The sequence below is a fragment of the Streptomyces sp. NPDC001231 genome, from assembly GCF_042896885.1.
Classification (GTDB): domain Bacteria; phylum Actinomycetota; class Actinomycetes; order Streptomycetales; family Streptomycetaceae; genus Streptomyces.
Genome location: NZ_JBIAXS010000004.1, coordinates 54,175 through 70,214, shown reverse-complemented (window position 1 = coordinate 70,214; position 16,040 = coordinate 54,175). Strand labels below are relative to the sequence as shown.

Genomic DNA, 16,040 nt, shown 5'->3' with positions numbered 1-16,040 from the left:
CGCTCCCTCGGTGTGCACGGCACGGCGCGGTGCCGCGCCGACCCGGGGAGGGCCGGTGCGGCACCGCGTGCCGTCGGGTTCGCGATCAGACGCCCAGGATGTTGTGCTCAGGACCGAAGGGGAACTTGGTGATGTTCTCGGCGCCGTTCTCGGTCACGACCAGGATGTCGTGCTCACGGTAACCACCGGCGCCCGGCTCGCCCTCGGGCACCATGATCATCGGCTCCATGGACACCACCATGTTCGGTTCGAGCACGGTGTCGATGTCCTCGCGCAGTTCGAGCCCCGCCTCGCGGCCGTAGTAGTGGGACAGCACACCGAACGAGTGGCCGTAGCCGAAGGTGCGGTTGGGCAGCAGGCCGTGGCCGATGTAGGTCTCGTTGAGCGAGTGGGCGATCTCCGCGCAGCTGATCCCCGGCTTGATCAGTTCCAGACCGCGCCGGTGCACCTCGACGTTGATCTCCCACAGTTCGAGCGACCGGGCGTCGGGCTCGCCGTAGAAGAGGGTCCGCTCCAGCGCGGTGTAGTAACCCGAGATCATCGGGAAGCAGTTGAGGCTCAGGATGTCGCCGCGGCCCACCTTGCGGGTGGTGGGCCAGTTGTGGGCGCCGTCGGTGTTGATGCCCGACTGGAACCACACCCAGGTGTCGCGGATCTCCGTGTGCGGGTACGCGCGGGCGATCTCGCGGACCATGGCGTCCGTGCCGGCCAGCGCGACCTCGTACTCCGAGACGCCCTCGTGGATCGCCGCGCGGATGGCCTCGCCGCCCAGGTCGCCGACCCGCGCGCCCTCCTTGATCAGGGCGATCTCCTCGTCCGACTTGACCATCCGCTGCCGCATGGCGGACTGCGCGATGTCGGCGAACTCCGCGTCGGGGAAGGCGGCTTCGAACTTCCGCAGGGTGTCCAGCGGCAGGCTGTCGTGCTCGATGCCGATCCGGCGCGGCGTGACGGCCCGCCCCCTCAGCGTCTCCTTGATGACGTGGATGTAGTTGTCGCGGTGCCAGTCGGTGTAGACGACGTTGTCGCCGAAGGTGCGCCGCCACGGCATGCCGGCGTCGATGTTGGCGGAGACGGTGATCTGGTCGTCCGTGGTGACGATCAGCGCGTAGGGGCGGCCGAAGGAGGTGAAGAGGAAGTCGGAGTAGTACTTGATGTTGTGGTACGAGGTGAACAGGGCGACGTCGACGCCCGTTTCGGCCATCGCCTTGCGGAGCATCGACAGCCGGCGCTCCATCTCGGCGTCGGAGAAGGTCAGTCGCTCCTTCTCACCGTTGCGGATCAGCTTCAGGCGCTCGAGGTCGGCAGCGGACACGGGTACTCCTTCGCGTCGGTTTTCGTCGGCTTTCATCGGTTCTTCATAGGTTCGGCGTCTCCCCTTCGACCGGGGAAGAGGAGCGGTCCGGTGGGTGGGTGGTCCTCAGTGCTCGCGCAGCGGCTCGCGTGAGGTCTCCTTCGAGGCCAGGACGGCCCAGAGCGAGACCAGTGCCGCGGCGACGAGGTACCAGGCGGGGGAGAGGGCACTGCCGGTCCAGGAGATGAGCAGCGTGGCGACGAACGCCGCGGTGCCGCCGAAGAGGGCGTTCGCCAGGTTGAAGCTGATGGCGAAGCCGCTGTAGCGGACCCGGGTCGGGAACTGCTCGGCGAGGAAGCTCGGCAGCGTCCCGTCGTTGAGGGTGAGCATGCCGCCGAGCAGCACCTGGATCGCGATGACGGTCAGCAGCCCGGCGCCGTCCAGCAGCATGAACGCCGGCACGGTGCACAGCGTGAACAAGGTGGACGCCGTGATCAGCATCTTCTTCCGGCCGAACCGGTCCGAGGCCAGGCCGGTGAGGAAGACGAAGGCGATGTACGCCGTGAGCGAGACGGTGGTGGCGAGGAACGACTCGGTGGTGCCGAAGTGGAGTTCCTCCGACAGGTACGTCGGCATGTAGCTGAGCAGCATGTAGAAGCCGACCGCGTTGAGCACGGTGGCGCCCATCGCGAGGACCAGCGGGCGACGGTTGGCGCGCAGCATCTGCTTGGCCGGGGTCCGCACGACGTCCTCCTGCTCCTCCAGGGCGCGGAACGCCGGGGTGTCCTCCAGCCGCATCCGGATGTAGCGGCCGATCAGGCCCATCGGAGCGGCGAGCAGGAAGGGCAGGCGCCAGCCCCAGGTGTGCATTTGGCCCTCGGAGAGCACTCCGGTGAGCAGGGCCGCGAGCAGGGAGCCGAGCAGCAGACCCGAGGCGGTGCTGGCCGGGACCACGGAGGCGTACAGACCGCGCCGTCCGGCGGGGGCGTACTCGACCAGGAAGGCGGAGGCGCCGGCGTACTCACCGGAGGCGGAGAACCCCTGGACGACCCGAACCACCAGGAGGAGCAGCGGCGCGAACAGACCGACCGCGTGATACGTGGGCAGCAGGGCGATGCAGAAGGTCGCCACCGACATGATCACGATGGACAGCGAGAGCGCGCTGCGCCGGCCGACCTTGTCGCCGATGTGCCCCCAGACGAATCCGCCGAGGGGACGGACGAAGAAGGAGACGGCGAAGACGCTGAAGGTCGCCAGCAGGGCCGTCGTGCGGTCGGTGTCGGGAAAGAAGACCGTGGAGATGGTCGCCGCCAGATAGCCGTAGGCGGCGTAGTCGAACCACTCGACGAAGTTGCCGATGAAGCTGGCCGCCACCACGCGGCGGCGTACCGCGGGGCTGCCGGTGGGTGAGCCGGCCATGTCGTCGGCGGAGGGGGCGAGCGGCGGGGGTGGATCGGGCGGCTGGGGCCGCACCGGGGCGCTTGGCTGGTCGTTCATGGAACGGACTCCCCAACATGGAGTTGCATATCCAGCAACGGTGTTGCACAACGTAGGTGGAGTCCCGAGCTTGCGCAAGAGATGCACTCATGGTTTTTCCTTATGAGCATCTCTGTTGCGTCAAACGCAACAAGCCGCCGACCTGAGGCCGGCGGCTGAGGAAGTTGTTGCGCTCAGATCGCTTCGCGGATCGCTCGCTCGAAGCCCACGACATGGCTTCGCGCGAGCTCCGAGGCCTTGTCGGGGTCGCCGTCGACGATGGCCCGCAGCAGCGGTCCGTGCTCGACGACGTGCCCTGCCATGCCGGGCAGCCGGTTCACGAACAGGCACCAGATCCGGGTGGCCAGGTTGTCGTAGCGGACGAGGGTGTCCTCGAGGTACGGGTTGTGGGTCGCCGCGTAGATGGCGCGGTGCACCCGCAGGTCGAGGCGCATCAGGGCGTCCGCGCCCTGCCCCGGGGTGTCCTCGCCCTCCAGCCGCCGCAGCAGCGCGCCCAACGCCTCGCGGTCGGCGGCCGTGGCGCGCTCGGCCGCGCACGCCGCCGCCATCGGCTCCAACTGGCGCCGCACCTCGGAGATGTGGGCGAGGTCGGTGATGTTGACCTCGGTGGCGAAGGTCCCGCGCCGCGGGTAGGTCACGATCAGCCGCTCGTGCTGGAGCCGCTTGAGGGCTTCGCGCACCGGGGTGCGCCCGAAGCCGACGCTCTGGGCGAGCAGATCCTCGTTCACCGGGGCGCCGGGCGGGATCTCCAGCATGATCAGCCGGTCGCGGATGTCGCGGTACGCGCGCTCGGCGAGGGTGAGCGTCTCCTCGGCGGTCGCCGGCGAGGCCTCCGTCTGATCCATCGCGCTACCCCCTTGACCCGTTCCGTCGGCTTGTCCTACGTTACCGGACACAACTGATATATCAGTGTGGGAGCAGTCGCATATTAAGGTGGTGCTCACTATGGCAGCGAGTCCGTCGACGACGGAGGCAAGCGGCCTTCTCTCCCTCCCGCTGGCGGCGCTGGACCCCGAGATCGCCGTCGCCGTCTCCGAGGAGCTCAGGCGCCAGCAGTCGACACTCGAGATGATCGCGTCGGAGAACTTCGCGCCGGCGGCCGTGATGCAGGCCCAGGGCTCGGTCCTGACGAACAAGTACGCCGAGGGCTACCCCGGCCGCCGCTACTACGGCGGCTGCGAGCACGTCGACGTCGTCGAACAGCTCGCGATCGACCGGGTCAAGGCCCTCTTCGGCGCGGAGGCGGCCAACGTCCAGCCGCACTCGGGCGCCCAGGCCAACGCCGCCGCGATGTCCGCCCTGCTCGACCCCGGGGACACGATCCTCGGGCTCGACCTGGCGCACGGCGGCCACCTCACCCACGGCATGCGCATCAATTTCTCCGGCAAGCTCTACAACGTCGTGCCGTACCACGTCCGCGAGTCAGACCTGCGCGTCGACATGGACGAGGTGGCCGAACTGGCCCGCGCGCACCGGCCGAAGCTGATCGTGGCCGGCTGGTCGGCCTACCCCCGCCGGCTGGACTTCGCCGCCTTCCGACGCATCGCCGACGAGGTCGGCGCGTACCTCATGGTCGACATGGCGCACTTCGCGGGACTGGTCGCGGCCGGACTGCACCCCAGCCCCGTGCCGTACGCGGACGTCGTGACGACCACCACCCACAAGACCCTCGGAGGTCCCCGCGGCGGTGTGATCCTCAGCCGGGCCGGACTCGCCAGGAAGATCAACTCGGCGGTCTTCCCCGGCCAGCAGGGCGGCCCCCTGGAGCACGTCGTCGCGGCGAAGGCGGTCGCCTTCAAGGTCGCCGCGAGCGAGGAGTTCAAGGAGCGTCAGCGGCGCACCCTCGAGGGCGCCCGGATCCTCGCCGGCCGGCTGCTCGCCGACGACGTCGCCGAGGCCGGGATCTCCGTCCTCACCGGCGGCACGGAAGTCCACCTCGTCCTGGTCGACCTGCGCGACTCGGCGCTCGACGGACAGCAGGCCGAGGACCGCCTCCACCGCGTCGGCATCACCGTCAACCGCAACGCGGTGCCTTTCGACCCGCGCCCGCCGATGGTCTCCTCCGGCCTGCGCATCGGCACCCCCGCGCTGGCCACCCGGGGCTTCGGCGCGGAGGAGTTCCGCGAGGTCGCCGACATCATCGCCCGCGCCCTGAAGGAGGAGGACCTCACCGACGAGGGCGCCGGACTGCTGCGCGGACGGGTCACCGCGCTCGCCGAGAAGTTCCCGCTCTACGCCGACCGGACCGCCCCCGACGGCCGGACCGCGAACGCCGACCCGACCGGACCGGCCGACCAGACCGGACCCGCCCACCAGACCGGACCCGCCGAGCAGAACGGAACCGCCGGATGACCGCCACCCCGCTCCCGGAGCATCCCGACTGGCTCTGGCGCACCCCCGATCCGCGCTCCTCCTACGACGTCGTCATCGTCGGCGCCGGAGGCCACGGCCTGGCCACCGCCTACTACCTCGCCAAGAACCACGGCATCACCAACGTCGCCGTACTGGAGAAGGGCTGGCTGGCCGGCGGCAACATGGCCCGCAACACCACCATCATCCGGTCCAACTACCTGTGGGACGAGAGCGCCGCCATCTACGAGCACGCCCTCAAGCTGTGGGAGCGGCTGCCCGAGGAACTGGACTACGACTTCCTGTTCAGCCAGCGCGGCGTGCTCAACCTCGCGCACACCCTCCAGGACGTCCGCGAGGGCGTGCGCCGCGTCAACGCCAACCGCCTCAACGGAGTCGACGCCGAATGGCTGGAGACGGACGAGGTCGCCAAGGTCTGCCCGATCCTCAACGTCTCGCCCACCACCCGCTACCCGGTCCTCGGCGGTACCTACCAGCCGCGCGCCGGCATCGCCAAGCACGACCACGTCGCCTGGGCACTCGCCCGCCGCGCCGACGAGATGGGCGTCGACCTCATCCAGGGCTGCGAGGTCACCGGCTTCGTCAAGGACGGCGACCGGGTCGTCGGCGTGGAGACCAGCCGGGGCCGCATCCTGGCCGGCCGGGTCGGTCTCGCGGGCGCCGGGCACAGCAGCGTCCTGGCCGAGCGGGCCGGATTCCGGCTGCCGGTGCAGTCGCACCCGCTCCAGGCACTGGTCTCCGAGCTGCACGAGCCGGTGCACCCCACCGTCGTGATGTCGAACCACGTGCACGTCTACGTCTCCCAGGCGCACAAGGGCGAGCTGGTGATGGGCGCGGGCGTCGACGCGTACAACGGCTACGGCCAGCGCGGATCGTTCCACGTGATCGAGCATCAGATGGCCGCCGCCGTGGAGCTGTTCCCGGTCTTCGCCCGCGCGCACGTGCTGCGCACCTGGGGCGGCATCGTCGACGTCACCCCGGACGCCTCCCCGATCATCGGCACCACTCCGGTGGAGAACCTCTACGTCAACTGCGGCTGGGGCACCGGAGGTTTCAAGGCGACCCCGGCCGCCGGCTGGACCTTCGCCCACACCATCGCCACCGGTGAGCCGCACCCCCTGAACAAGCCCTTCGCCCTGGAGCGCTTCACCACGGGCGCCCTGATCGACGAGCACGGCGCCGCGGCCGTGGCCCACTGAGAGGAGGACACCGTGCTGCTGCTGAACTGCCCCTGGTGCGGTCCACGGGACGAGACCGAGTACCACTACGGAGGCCAGGCCCACATCCCCTTCCCCGAGACCTCCGGGGACCTCACCGACGAGCAGTGGGCCGAATACGTCTTCTACCGGGACAACCCCAAGGGCCCCTTCGCCGAGCGGTGGGTGCACTCCACGGGCTGCCGCCGCTGGTTCAACGTCGTACGCGACACCGTCAGTTACGAAGTGCTCGCCGTCTACCGGCTCGACGAGCCCCGCCCCGATCTCCCCGGGTTCCCCGGGATTCCTGGGCTCCCCGGGCGGAGCGACCTTCGTCAGTCCGCCCATCCGGCCGGAGGGAACCGATGACCGACCAGGAATTCCGTCTGCCGCACGGCGGCCGCGTCGACCGCGGCACCGTGCTGCGGTTCACCGTCGACGGACGGCAGTTGACCGGCCACCCCGGCGACACCGTCGCCTCCGCCCTGCTGGCCAGTGGTGTCGCCGAGGTCGGAGCGTCCCTCTACCGGGGCCGCCCGCGCGGCATCGTCTCCGCAGGCGTCGAGGAGCCCAACGCCCTGCTCCAGCTCGACGGCCCGTACTCGGAGAGCATGCTGCCCGCGACGACCGTCGAGCTGTACGACGGGCTGTCCGCCACCACCCTGTCCGGGATGGGCCGGCTCGACCCCGGCCCCGACCCCGCCGTCTACGACAAGAAGTACGCGCACACCGACGTCCTGGTCGTCGGAGCGGGCCCGGCCGGACTCGCGGCGGCCGTCGCCGCCGCCGGTTCCGGCGCCCGTGTGATCCTCGTCGACGACCAGCCCGAGCCCGGCGGTTCGCTGCTGTCCGGACGCACCGGGACGGTCGGCGAGCAGGCCGCGCTCGACTGGGTCGCCGACATGCGCGCGGCCCTCGACACCGCGCCCGAGGCCGTCGTGCTGCCCCGCACCACCGCCTTCGGCTCCTACGACGACAACTACGTCCTCGCCCTGCAACGGCGCACCGACCACCTCGGCGCCGACGCCCCCGGCGCCTCCGCGGGCGTCTCGCGCCAGCGGCTCTGGCACATCCGGGCCCGCCAGGTGATCCTGGCGACCGGCGCCCACGAGCGGCCGCTGGTGTTCGCCGGCAACGACCGCCCCGGCGTGATGCTCGCCTCCGCCGTGCGCACCTACGTCAACCGCTACGCGGTGGCCCCCGGCTCGCGCACGGTCGTGACCACCACCAACGACAGCGCCTACGACACGGTGGCCGACCTGCACGCGGCCGGCGTCCCGATCGCCGCCGTCGTCGACGCGCGGCCCCAACTGTCGCAGCGGGCGGCCGAGGTCTCCGTGGCGACCGGCGTCAAGGTGCTGACCGGCAGCGCGGTGACCGGCACCGCGGGCGAGGGCCGGATCACCGGGGTCACCGTCCAGGCCCTCGACGACGGCGGCGAACTCACCGGCGAGCCCGTCTCGTTCGACTGCGACCTGCTCGCCGTCTCGGGCGGCTGGAGCCCGGTGGTGCACCTGCACAGCCAGCGTCAGGGGAAGCTGCGCTGGGACGGGGACCTGGCCGCCTTCGTCCCCGACGGCACGGTGCGCGACCAGCACATCGCGGGTGCGGCCCGCGGGACGTACGACCTCGACGGCGCGCTCGCCGAAGGGGCCCGCGCCGGTGCGCAGGCCGCCACCGACGCGGGGTTCCCGGTGCCCGTCCCCGCCCCGCCGGCCGGCGACGCCCGCGACCGCGCCCCGGTGCGCGCACTGTGGCTGGTGCCCGCACCCGGCAATGGCCCCGGCGGCCCCGACGGCGATCCCGGTACCTGGGACACCCACTTCGTCGACCACCAGCGCGATGTCACCGTCGCCGACGTCTGGCGGTCCACCGGCTCCGGGATGCGCAGCGTCGAGCACGTCAAGCGCTACACCTCGCTCGGCACCGCCAACGACCAGGGCAAGACCTCCGGCGTCAACGCGATCGGCGTGATCGCCGCCGCCCTCGGGGACGGCGCCTCCCCGGGCGAGATCGGCACCACCGCCTACCGGGCGCCGTACACCCCGGTGGCCTTCGCCGCCCTCGCCGGACGTGAGCGCGGAGACCTGTTCGACCCGGAGCGCACGACGGCGATCCACGGCTGGCACGTCGCGCACGGCGCGGAGTTCGAGAACGTGGGGCAGTGGAAGCGGCCGTGGTACTACCCCCGGGAGGGGGAGGACATGGACGCGGCGGTGGCACGGGAGTGCCGCGCGGCCCGCGAGGGCGTCGCCTTCATGGACGCCTCCACCCTCGGCAAGATCGAGATCCGGGGCGCCGACGCGGGTGAATTCCTCAACCGGATCTACACCAACGCCTTCAAGAAGCTCAAGCCCGGCTCCGCCCGCTACGGCGTGATGTGCAAGCCCGACGGCATGATCTTCGACGACGGTGTGACCCTGCGCCTCGACGAGGGCCGCTACTTCATGACCACTACGACCGGCGGCGCCGCCGGCGTACTGGACTGGCTGGAGGAGTGGCTCCAGACCGAGTGGCCCGAACTCGACGTGCACTGCACCTCGGTGACCGAGCAGTGGAGCACGATCGCCGTCGTCGGCCCCAGGTCCCGCGAGGTCGTCGCCCGGCTCGCCCCCGATCTGGACCTGTCCAACGAGGCGTTCCCGTTCATGACGTTCCGCGAGACCACCCTGGCCTCCGGCGTCCCCGCCCGCATCTGCCGGATCTCCTTCTCCGGCGAACTCGCCTACGAGATCAACGTCTCCGCGTGGTACGGCCTCGCCGTCTGGGAGCAGGTGCACGCGGCCGGACAGCCGTACGGCATCACCCCGTACGGCACCGAGACCATGCACGTGCTGCGCGCCGAGAAGGGCTACGTCATCGTCGGCCAGGACACCGACGGGACGGTCACCCCCCACGACGCGGGCATGTCCTGGGCGGTCTCCAAGCAGAAGGACTTCATCGGCAAGCGCTCCTACAGCCGCCCCGACACCGCCCGCGGCGACCGCAAGCACCTGGTCGGGCTGCTGCCCGCCGACGGCAGCACCCGGCTGCCGGAGGGCTCCCAGATCGTCGCGCCGGACGTCCCCGTCACCCCGCAGGACGGGCCGGTGCCGATGCTCGGACACGTCACCTCCAGCTACCACAGCCAGGCCCTCGGCAGGCCCTTCGCCCTCGCGCTCGTCGCCGACGGACGCAACCGGATCGGCGAGACCCTGCTCGCCCCGGTCGGAGACGACCTGGTGCCCGTCCTGGTCGCCGACCCCGTGCTCTACGACCCCGAAGGGACCAAGCGAGATGGCTGAGCCGACCGACGCGGGACCCGCGGCGCTGCGCCGCGGTCCCCTGACGCACCTCCGGGACCGCATGCGCGCCGCCACGGTGACGGGCGAGCGCGGTGTGTCGCTGGAGGAGTGGCCCTTCGTCACCATGGTGAGCCTGCGCGTCGACCCCGCCTCCGAGGCGGCCGGCCGACTGGGCTCGGCACTCGGCGCCGCACTGCCCGGCCACTGCGGCGCGACCGCGCGGTCCGGCCCGCACTCCACGCTGTGGCTCGGCCCCGACGAATGGCTCGTGCTGTCGCAGAGCGAAGGGCCGGCGCTGGTCGCCGAACTGCTGGACGCGCTCGCCGGGGCCCCGGGCTCGGTCGTCGACGTGTCGGCGAACCGGACCACGCTGGAGCTGAGCGGCCCTTCGGCCCGCGCGGTCCTGGAGAAGGGCTGCGCCCTGGACCTGCACCCACGCTCCTTCGGGCCGGACCGGGCGGTGTCCACGCAGGTCGGACCGGTCCCGGTGGTGCTCTGGCAGACCGGCGAGACGGCCTACCGGCTCCTCCCGCGGTCCTCGTTCGCCGACTACCTGACCCGCTGGCTCATCGACGCGATGAGCGAGTTCCAGGGCGCCGAGGTGCCGTGATGGCCCTCAGCGTCTTCGACCTGTACTCGGTCGGCATCGGCCCCTCCTCCTCGCACACGGTGGGGCCGATGCGGGCGGCCCGGCGTTTCGTCCGGCTGCTGGAGCGGGACGAGCTGCTGGACGACGTCGCCGGCGTCCGGGCGGAGCTGTACGGTTCGCTCGGCGCCACCGGCCGCGGCCACGGTTCCGACCAGGCCGTGGTCCTCGGCCTGGAGGGCGAGGACCCGGCCACCGTCGACACCGACCGGTCCGAGGACCGGGTCGCGGAGGTACGCGCCGGCGGCACGCTGCTGCTCGGCGGCAAGCACCGGATCCGCTTCGACGGCGACCGGGACCTGGTGCTGCACCGCCGCAGGTCCCTGCCCGCCCACCCGAACGGCATGGTGTTCCGGGCCCTCGCGGCGGACGGCCGGGAACTGGCCGCGCGCACCTACTACTCCGTGGGCGGCGGCTTCGTCGTCGACGAGGAGGCCACCGGCGCCGACCGGGTCGTCGCCGACACCACGCCGGTGCGCTTCCCGTTCTCCTCCGGTGCCGAACTGCTCGACGCCTGCGCCCGGGAGAACCTGTCGATCAGCGACGTGATGCTCGCCAACGAGCAGGCCTGGCGGTCCGAGGCGGAGGTGCGTGCCGGACTGCTCGATCTGTGGGCGGTGATGCGGGCGTGCGTGGACCGCGGTTGCCGGCGCGAGGGCGTGCTGCCCGGCGGCCTGCGCGTGCCGCGCCGCGCGCCGGGGCTCTTCCGTGAGCTGAGCGCCGCCGGCGGGGACAGCACGGACCCGCTGCGGGGCATGGACTGGGTGAACCTGTTCGCCCTCGCCGTCAACGAGGAGAACGCCTCGGGCGGCCGGATCGTGACCGCGCCCACCAACGGGGCGGCCGGGATCGTGCCCGCCGTACTGCACTACTACGTGCGCTTCGTGCCCGGCGCCGACCAGGACGGCGTCGTCCGCTTCCTGCTGACCGCCGCCGCCATCGGCATCCTGTTCAAGGAGAACGCCTCCATCTCCGGCGCCGAGGTCGGCTGCCAGGGCGAGGTCGGATCGGCCTGCGCCATGGCGGCGGGGGCACTGTGCGAAGTGCTCGGCGGCAGCCCCGCCCAGGTGGAGAACGCGGCCGAGGTCGGGATCGAGCACAACCTGGGCCTCACCTGCGACCCGGTGGGAGGTCTCGTGCAGATCCCCTGTATCGAGCGCAACGCCGTCGCGAGCGTCAAGGCGATCAACGCGTCCCGGCTCGCCCTGGCCGGCGACGGCACCCACAAGGTCAGCCTGGACCAGGCGATCAGGACCATGCGGGACACCGGCCGCGACATGAAGGTCAAGTACAAGGAGACCGCCCGCGGCGGTCTCGCCGTCAACGTCATCGAGTGCTGACGTACAGAAGGGAGTTGCCGTCGCCATGGCTGACACCCCGGCCAACCCGGCCACCCGGGCCGCACCGGCTCGCCCGGCCCCTCCGGTCGAGCACGTGCTCACTCTCGACTGCCCGGAGGCTCCCGGCATCGTGCACGCGGTCACCCGTTACCTGGTGGACCACGGCTGCGACATCGTCGACAACCAGCAGTTCGGCGACCGCCGCGGCGGCCACTTCTTCATGCGGGTGCGGTTCACCTCCGCCACTGGCGGCGCGGATGAAATCGGCCTCCTGCGCCGGGACTTCGCCGCCGTGGCAGCCCCCTTCGCCATGAGCTGGCGGCTGGAACCGGCCGGCTCCAGACGCCGCGTCCTGATCATGGTGTCCCGCTACGGCCACTGCCTCAACGACCTGCTCTTCCGGGCCCGTTCCGGCGACCTGCCGATCGACGTGGTCGCGGTGGTCTCCAACCACCGCGACCACGAGGCACTCGCCCAGTGGTACGGCATCCCCCACTTCCACCTCCCCGTGACCGCCGCCACCAAGGGGGCCGCCGAAGAGCGGCTGCTCGGCATCGTGGACGAACTCGGCGTGGAACTGGTCGTCCTCGCCCGCTACATGCAGGTGCTGTCCGACGGTCTGTGCGCGCGGCTCGCCGGCCGGCTGATCAACATCCACCATTCCTTCCTGCCGAGCTTCAAGGGCGCCAAGCCCTACCACCAGGCGTACGAGCACGGCGTCAAGGTGGTGGGCGCGACCGCCCACTACGTCACGGCCGACCTCGACGAGGGGCCGATCATCGCCCAGGAGGTCATCGGCGTCGACCACACCCACACCCCCGAGGACCTCGTCGCCGTCGGCCGGGACGTGGAGTCGGCCGCGCTGGTCAAGGCGGTGCGTTGGCACTGCGAGGGGCGGGTGGTGGTCCAGGGCCGGCGCACCGTGGTGCTCCAGTGAGCGCTCAACCGGCTTGTCGGCCGGGAGAGTTGGCCGACTCGTCCTCGGTCAGCCGCCGGTGCTCGTGCACCCGGCTCGGAAGACCCTCGGGGTTGGGGCCGTACACGGCGAGCAGGCGCGCGTACTCCGGCGCCCAGTACCGGCCCGTGGCACCGGTGGGCACCTGGACGACCTCACCGGCGCGCGCCTCGACGGTCACTCCGTCGCACTCGACGTACAGGTGGCCCTCCAGGACGTAGTTGAACTCGTCGTGCGGATGCTCGTCCGTCCACGACTCGCCCCGCAGCTCCCATTCCATGAGCGCGGGAGAGGTCCGGGGACCGTCGTCGGCCGGGACGAAGACACGACCCATGAGGCCCGAGGGGCGCGGCTCCAGCGGCGCGGAGGGGTACTTCCGTGGTGGCATCCGAGTCTCCTGCCTTCCTCTGCTTCTGCGTCCCGCAGTCGTGCGGAAGCCGCGGGACGCGGCGGGACGACCATGGTGGGCCCGCGCGGACCGGCCGTCACGGCCACTGTGACGCACCCCACTCCGCCGCTCGTCGGCCGCCGTCCCCGCCCCGGTGGGCCGCCGGGCCGGGCCGCCCGTGTCCGGTGCCGCGTGCCACGATGGACGCGCACCGCACGGCGGGGAGGCCCGTGCGGTACGGAGAGACGGGGGTGACGTGGAGGGGGAGGTTCCGCCGCGGGCCGGGCGCGGGGTCCGCGAGGTGTGCGAGCAGGGCGCGCGGCTGCACGAGGCGGCGCGGAACCTCCGCACGGACCAGGCCGGCGCCGTGGCCGCCGTCCGCGCGGCCTTCGAGTCCTTGCGGGCCGAACTCGTCGCCCTGGAGCTGGAGTCCATCCCCGTGGCACGGCTCAGGGACGTCACCGAGGGACGGCTGCGCCTCGGCGCCGTGGAGGCGGCGGGCCTGCGCACGGTACGCGCGGTGCACGAGGCGAGCCGGTACGAACTGCGGCAGGTGCCCGGCGTGGGCGAGCAGACCGCCGACCGGGCGCTGGCCGCCGCCCGGCAGATCGCGCGGGCCGTGGCCGACACCGTCACCGTCCGCATCGACGTCGACCACCCCGAGCCCCGCACCACCGCCCTGGTGGTCGCCCTGCACCGGCTCGTCGAGGCCGGCCCGGAACTGCGCCGCGCCCTCGACGCGGCCGAACGGCTGGACACCCGGCTGACCGAGCTGCTGCCCGCGGCCCGGCCGGCCGGCGGACGGCTGCGGCTGGCGCTGGCCCGCCGCGAGCGCCGCGAACGCGCCCTGACCGCGGCCGCCGAACTCGGCGCACTGCTCGCCGAAGCGGCCGCCACCGGCGTACGCCTGCTGCTCGCCCAGGCCTCCACCGACCTGCTGCGCCCGGCCGCCTCCGACATCGAGGCCTGGGTCGACTTCGAACTGCGTCCCGCGGAGTACTACAGCCTGCTCGCCGAGGTCTCCGAACAGCGCCCGGACGCCGCCGCGAGCGAGGGCTTCGTCCCGTCGGAGGTGGCCGAACGGGTCCACGCCCAGCGGCTCGACGACACCCACCGCCGGGTGGCCCTGCGCGGCTACCAGGAGTTCGGCGCCCGTTTCGCACTCGCCCAGCGGCGGGTGGTCCTCGGCGACGAGATGGGTCTGGGCAAGACCGTGCAGGCCGTCGCGGCCCTGGCCCACCTCGCGGCCGAGGGGCACAGCCACTTCCTGGTGGTCTGCCCGGCCAGCGTCCTCATCAACTGGACCCGTGAGATCCACGCCCGCAGCACCCTGCGCGTCCTCGCCGTGCACGGCCCGGACCGGCAGGACGCCCACGCCGAGTGGCGCGAGCGCGGCGGGGTCGCCGTCACCACCTTCGACGTCCTGCACACCCTGCCCGCGCCCGACGGCACACCGCCGGGCATGCTCGTCGTCGACGAGGCCCACTACGTCAAGAACCCGGACACCCGCAGATCCCGCTCGGTCGCCGTGTGGACCGGGCGTTGCGAGCGCGTGCTGTTCCTGACCGGTACGCCGATGGAGAACCGGGTCGAGGAGTTCCGCGCCCTGCTGCGCCACCTCCGGCCCGAGCTGGTGCCCGCGGTCAGCGGCACCGACGCGGCCGCCGGACCGCACGCCTTCCGCCGCTCGGTGGCCCCCGCCTACCTGCGCCGCAACCAGGAGGACGTGCTCACCGAACTGCCCGCGCTGGTGCACACCGACGAGTGGGTGGAACTCGGCCCCGCCGACCGGGCGGCCTACCGCGAGGCGGTCGCCGAGGGGAACTTCATGGCGATGCGCCGGGCCGCCTACGCGGATCCGGAGACGTCCGCGAAGCTGCGACGGCTGCGGGAACTCGTCGCGGAGACCGCCGCGAACGGGCTGAAGGCAGTGGTGTTCTCCTACTTCCGGGACGTGCTCGACGCCGTCCGCGAGGGCCTGGGCGACAGCGCGTTCGGGCCGATCTCCGGAAGCGTCCCGGCGGCCCGCCGGCAGCGGCTGGTCGACGACTTCACCGGGGCGTCCGGCCACGCCGTGCTGCTCTCCCAGATCGAGGCGGGCGGCATCGGCCTCAACCTCCAGGCCGCCTCCGTGGTGATCCTGTGCGAACCCCAGGTCAAACCGACCCTGGAGCACCAGGCCGTGGCCCGGGTCCACCGCATGGGCCAGATCCGCGCCGTCCGGGTCCACCGGCTGCTGGCCACCGACAGCGTCGACGACCGGCTGCTGCGCATCCTGGCGCGCAAGGAACGGCTGTTCGACGCCTTCGCCCGGCGCAGCGACATGGCCGACGCCACGCCGGACGCCGTCGACGTCTCCGACGCCGGCCTGGCCCGCCGCATCGTCGAGGAGGAACAGCGGCGCCTGTCCGAGAACGCGAAGGCCGGAACGGGCTGACCGGAGGGCCGGCACGACGGCATCGATGAGTCGACGCGTCGATGTGTCGATGTGCCGACGGGAGGCGCCCTGCGCCTTGCCCACGTCGGCCTCGTGGAGCGGTCGGCCGCGATCCGCTCCGGAAGGCCCGGGCCGTACGGGCCGAGCGGGTCTCTCGCCACCGACACCACCGACGAGAGGCACGGACCGCCGGGGCCCGGCCCCACCGTTCCACCACCGCACAAGCGGCCGCCGAGCCACCGGAGAGGCCCGCGCCGGGCCGGCGCGGGCAGGGCCGGCCCGGCACCCGGCCGGACATGGCACCGCGCCGGACCGGGCTGGAAACCGCGCCGGACCGCGCCGAACCGGGCTGGGCTGGACACCGCGCCGAACCGGGCCGGGCATGGCGCTGCGCCGCACCGGGCCGAGCCGGGCCGGGCATGGCATCGAGCCGGATCTCGCCGAACCGGGCCGGACATGGCGTTGTACCGGGCCGGGCCGGACATGGCGCCGCGCCGAATCGGGCCGGGCATGGCGCTGCGCCGCGCCGGGCCGAGCTGGGCCGGGCATGGCATCGAGCCGGATCTCGCCGAACCGGGCCGGACATGGCGTTGTACCGGGCCGGGCCGGACATGGCGCCGCGCCGAATCGGGC

12 protein-coding genes are annotated in these 16,040 nt (G+C 72.3%); 8 read left to right on the top strand and 4 right to left on the bottom strand.

The features are described 5' to 3' along the window. Positions 1-85 precede the first annotated feature (85 nt). The 3 genes from ACFY3J_RS06575 to ACFY3J_RS06565 all read right to left on the bottom strand — a co-directional run bounded on the left by ACFY3J_RS06575 (position 86) and on the right by ACFY3J_RS06565 (position 3,636). Entirely contained in the window at positions 86-1,315 is a 1,230-nt protein-coding gene (locus ACFY3J_RS06575) for an aminopeptidase P family protein (protein WP_390840423.1), read from the bottom strand. Between the two features lie 105 nt (positions 1,316-1,420). Further along, positions 1,421-2,791, bottom strand: coding sequence for an MFS transporter (locus tag ACFY3J_RS06570; protein ID WP_390840422.1), 1,371 nt, complete (start codon positions 2,789-2,791; stop codon positions 1,421-1,423). Between the two features lie 173 nt (positions 2,792-2,964). Further along, the gene (locus ACFY3J_RS06565) at positions 2,965-3,636 is read right to left on the bottom strand and encodes a GntR family transcriptional regulator (RefSeq protein ID WP_384171901.1); all 672 of its coding nucleotides are present in this window, start codon (positions 3,634-3,636) and stop codon (positions 2,965-2,967) included. Between the two features lie 100 nt (positions 3,637-3,736). Between ACFY3J_RS06565 and glyA the strand changes: the two genes are divergently transcribed. From glyA to purU, 7 genes are read left to right on the top strand one after another with little or no spacing between them, the layout of a single operon-like run. After that, a complete protein-coding gene (glyA, locus tag ACFY3J_RS06560; protein ID WP_384171898.1) occupies positions 3,737-5,143 on the top strand; it encodes a serine hydroxymethyltransferase in 1,407 nt (468 codons plus the stop codon). Beyond that, positions 5,140-6,360, top strand: a complete 1,221-nt coding sequence (locus tag ACFY3J_RS06555) for a sarcosine oxidase subunit beta family protein (protein ID WP_384171895.1) — start codon at positions 5,140-5,142, stop codon at positions 6,358-6,360. Before glyA ends, ACFY3J_RS06555 begins: the two co-directional genes overlap by 4 nt. A gap of 12 nt (positions 6,361-6,372) precedes the next feature. Then, positions 6,373-6,726, top strand: a complete 354-nt coding sequence (locus ACFY3J_RS06550; protein WP_390840421.1) for a sarcosine oxidase subunit delta — start codon at positions 6,373-6,375, stop codon at positions 6,724-6,726. Continuing rightward, entirely contained in the window at positions 6,723-9,641 is a 2,919-nt protein-coding gene (locus ACFY3J_RS06545) for a sarcosine oxidase subunit alpha family protein (RefSeq protein WP_390840420.1), read from the top strand. The genes ACFY3J_RS06550 and ACFY3J_RS06545 overlap by 4 nt, the downstream gene beginning before the upstream one ends. Beyond that, positions 9,634-10,251 carry a sarcosine oxidase subunit gamma gene (locus ACFY3J_RS06540; protein WP_384171886.1) on the top strand — a complete coding sequence of 206 codons (618 nt, stop codon included), beginning with the start codon at positions 9,634-9,636 and terminating at the stop codon, positions 10,249-10,251. The genes ACFY3J_RS06545 and ACFY3J_RS06540 overlap by 8 nt, the downstream gene beginning before the upstream one ends. After that, positions 10,251-11,627 carry an L-serine ammonia-lyase gene (locus ACFY3J_RS06535; protein WP_390840419.1) on the top strand — a complete coding sequence of 459 codons (1,377 nt, stop codon included), beginning with the start codon at positions 10,251-10,253 and terminating at the stop codon, positions 11,625-11,627. Before ACFY3J_RS06540 ends, ACFY3J_RS06535 begins: the two co-directional genes overlap by 1 nt. Positions 11,628-11,652: 25 nt before the next feature. Next, positions 11,653-12,564, top strand: coding sequence for a formyltetrahydrofolate deformylase (gene purU, locus ACFY3J_RS06530; protein ID WP_384171880.1), 912 nt, complete (start codon positions 11,653-11,655; stop codon positions 12,562-12,564). Between the two features lie 4 nt (positions 12,565-12,568). Here purU and ACFY3J_RS06525 read toward each other — a convergent pair whose 3' ends face one another. Then, positions 12,569-12,970 (bottom strand): cupin domain-containing protein, encoded by a 402-nt coding sequence (locus ACFY3J_RS06525; protein WP_384171877.1) that lies wholly within the window; start codon positions 12,968-12,970, stop codon positions 12,569-12,571. Between the two features lie 256 nt (positions 12,971-13,226). Here ACFY3J_RS06525 and ACFY3J_RS06520 point away from each other — a divergent pair, with 256 nt between their 5' ends. After that, a complete protein-coding gene (locus ACFY3J_RS06520; RefSeq protein WP_390840418.1) occupies positions 13,227-15,407 on the top strand; it encodes a DEAD/DEAH box helicase in 2,181 nt (726 codons plus the stop codon). Positions 15,408-16,040 lie beyond the last annotated feature (633 nt).

Bases quoted from the DNA above. Each gene is read 5' to 3' on its own strand.
- ACFY3J_RS06570 (WP_390840422.1), bottom strand. From the start codon at position 2,791: ATGAACGACCAGCCAAGCGCCCCGGTGCGGCCCCAGCCGCCCGATCCA.
- ACFY3J_RS06565 (WP_384171901.1), bottom strand. From the start codon at position 3,636: ATGGATCAGACGGAGGCCTCGCCGGCGACCGCCGAGGAGACGCTCACC.
- glyA (WP_384171898.1), top strand. From the start codon at position 3,737: ATGGCAGCGAGTCCGTCGACGACGGAGGCAAGCGGCCTTCTCTCCCTC.
- ACFY3J_RS06555 (WP_384171895.1), top strand. From the start codon at position 5,140: ATGACCGCCACCCCGCTCCCGGAGCATCCCGACTGGCTCTGGCGCACC.
- ACFY3J_RS06545 (WP_390840420.1), top strand. From the start codon at position 6,723: ATGACCGACCAGGAATTCCGTCTGCCGCACGGCGGCCGCGTCGACCGC.
- ACFY3J_RS06540 (WP_384171886.1), top strand. From the start codon at position 9,634: ATGGCTGAGCCGACCGACGCGGGACCCGCGGCGCTGCGCCGCGGTCCC.
- ACFY3J_RS06535 (WP_390840419.1), top strand. From the start codon at position 10,251: ATGGCCCTCAGCGTCTTCGACCTGTACTCGGTCGGCATCGGCCCCTCC.
- purU (WP_384171880.1), top strand. From the start codon at position 11,653: ATGGCTGACACCCCGGCCAACCCGGCCACCCGGGCCGCACCGGCTCGC.
- ACFY3J_RS06525 (WP_384171877.1), bottom strand. From the start codon at position 12,970: ATGCCACCACGGAAGTACCCCTCCGCGCCGCTGGAGCCGCGCCCCTCG.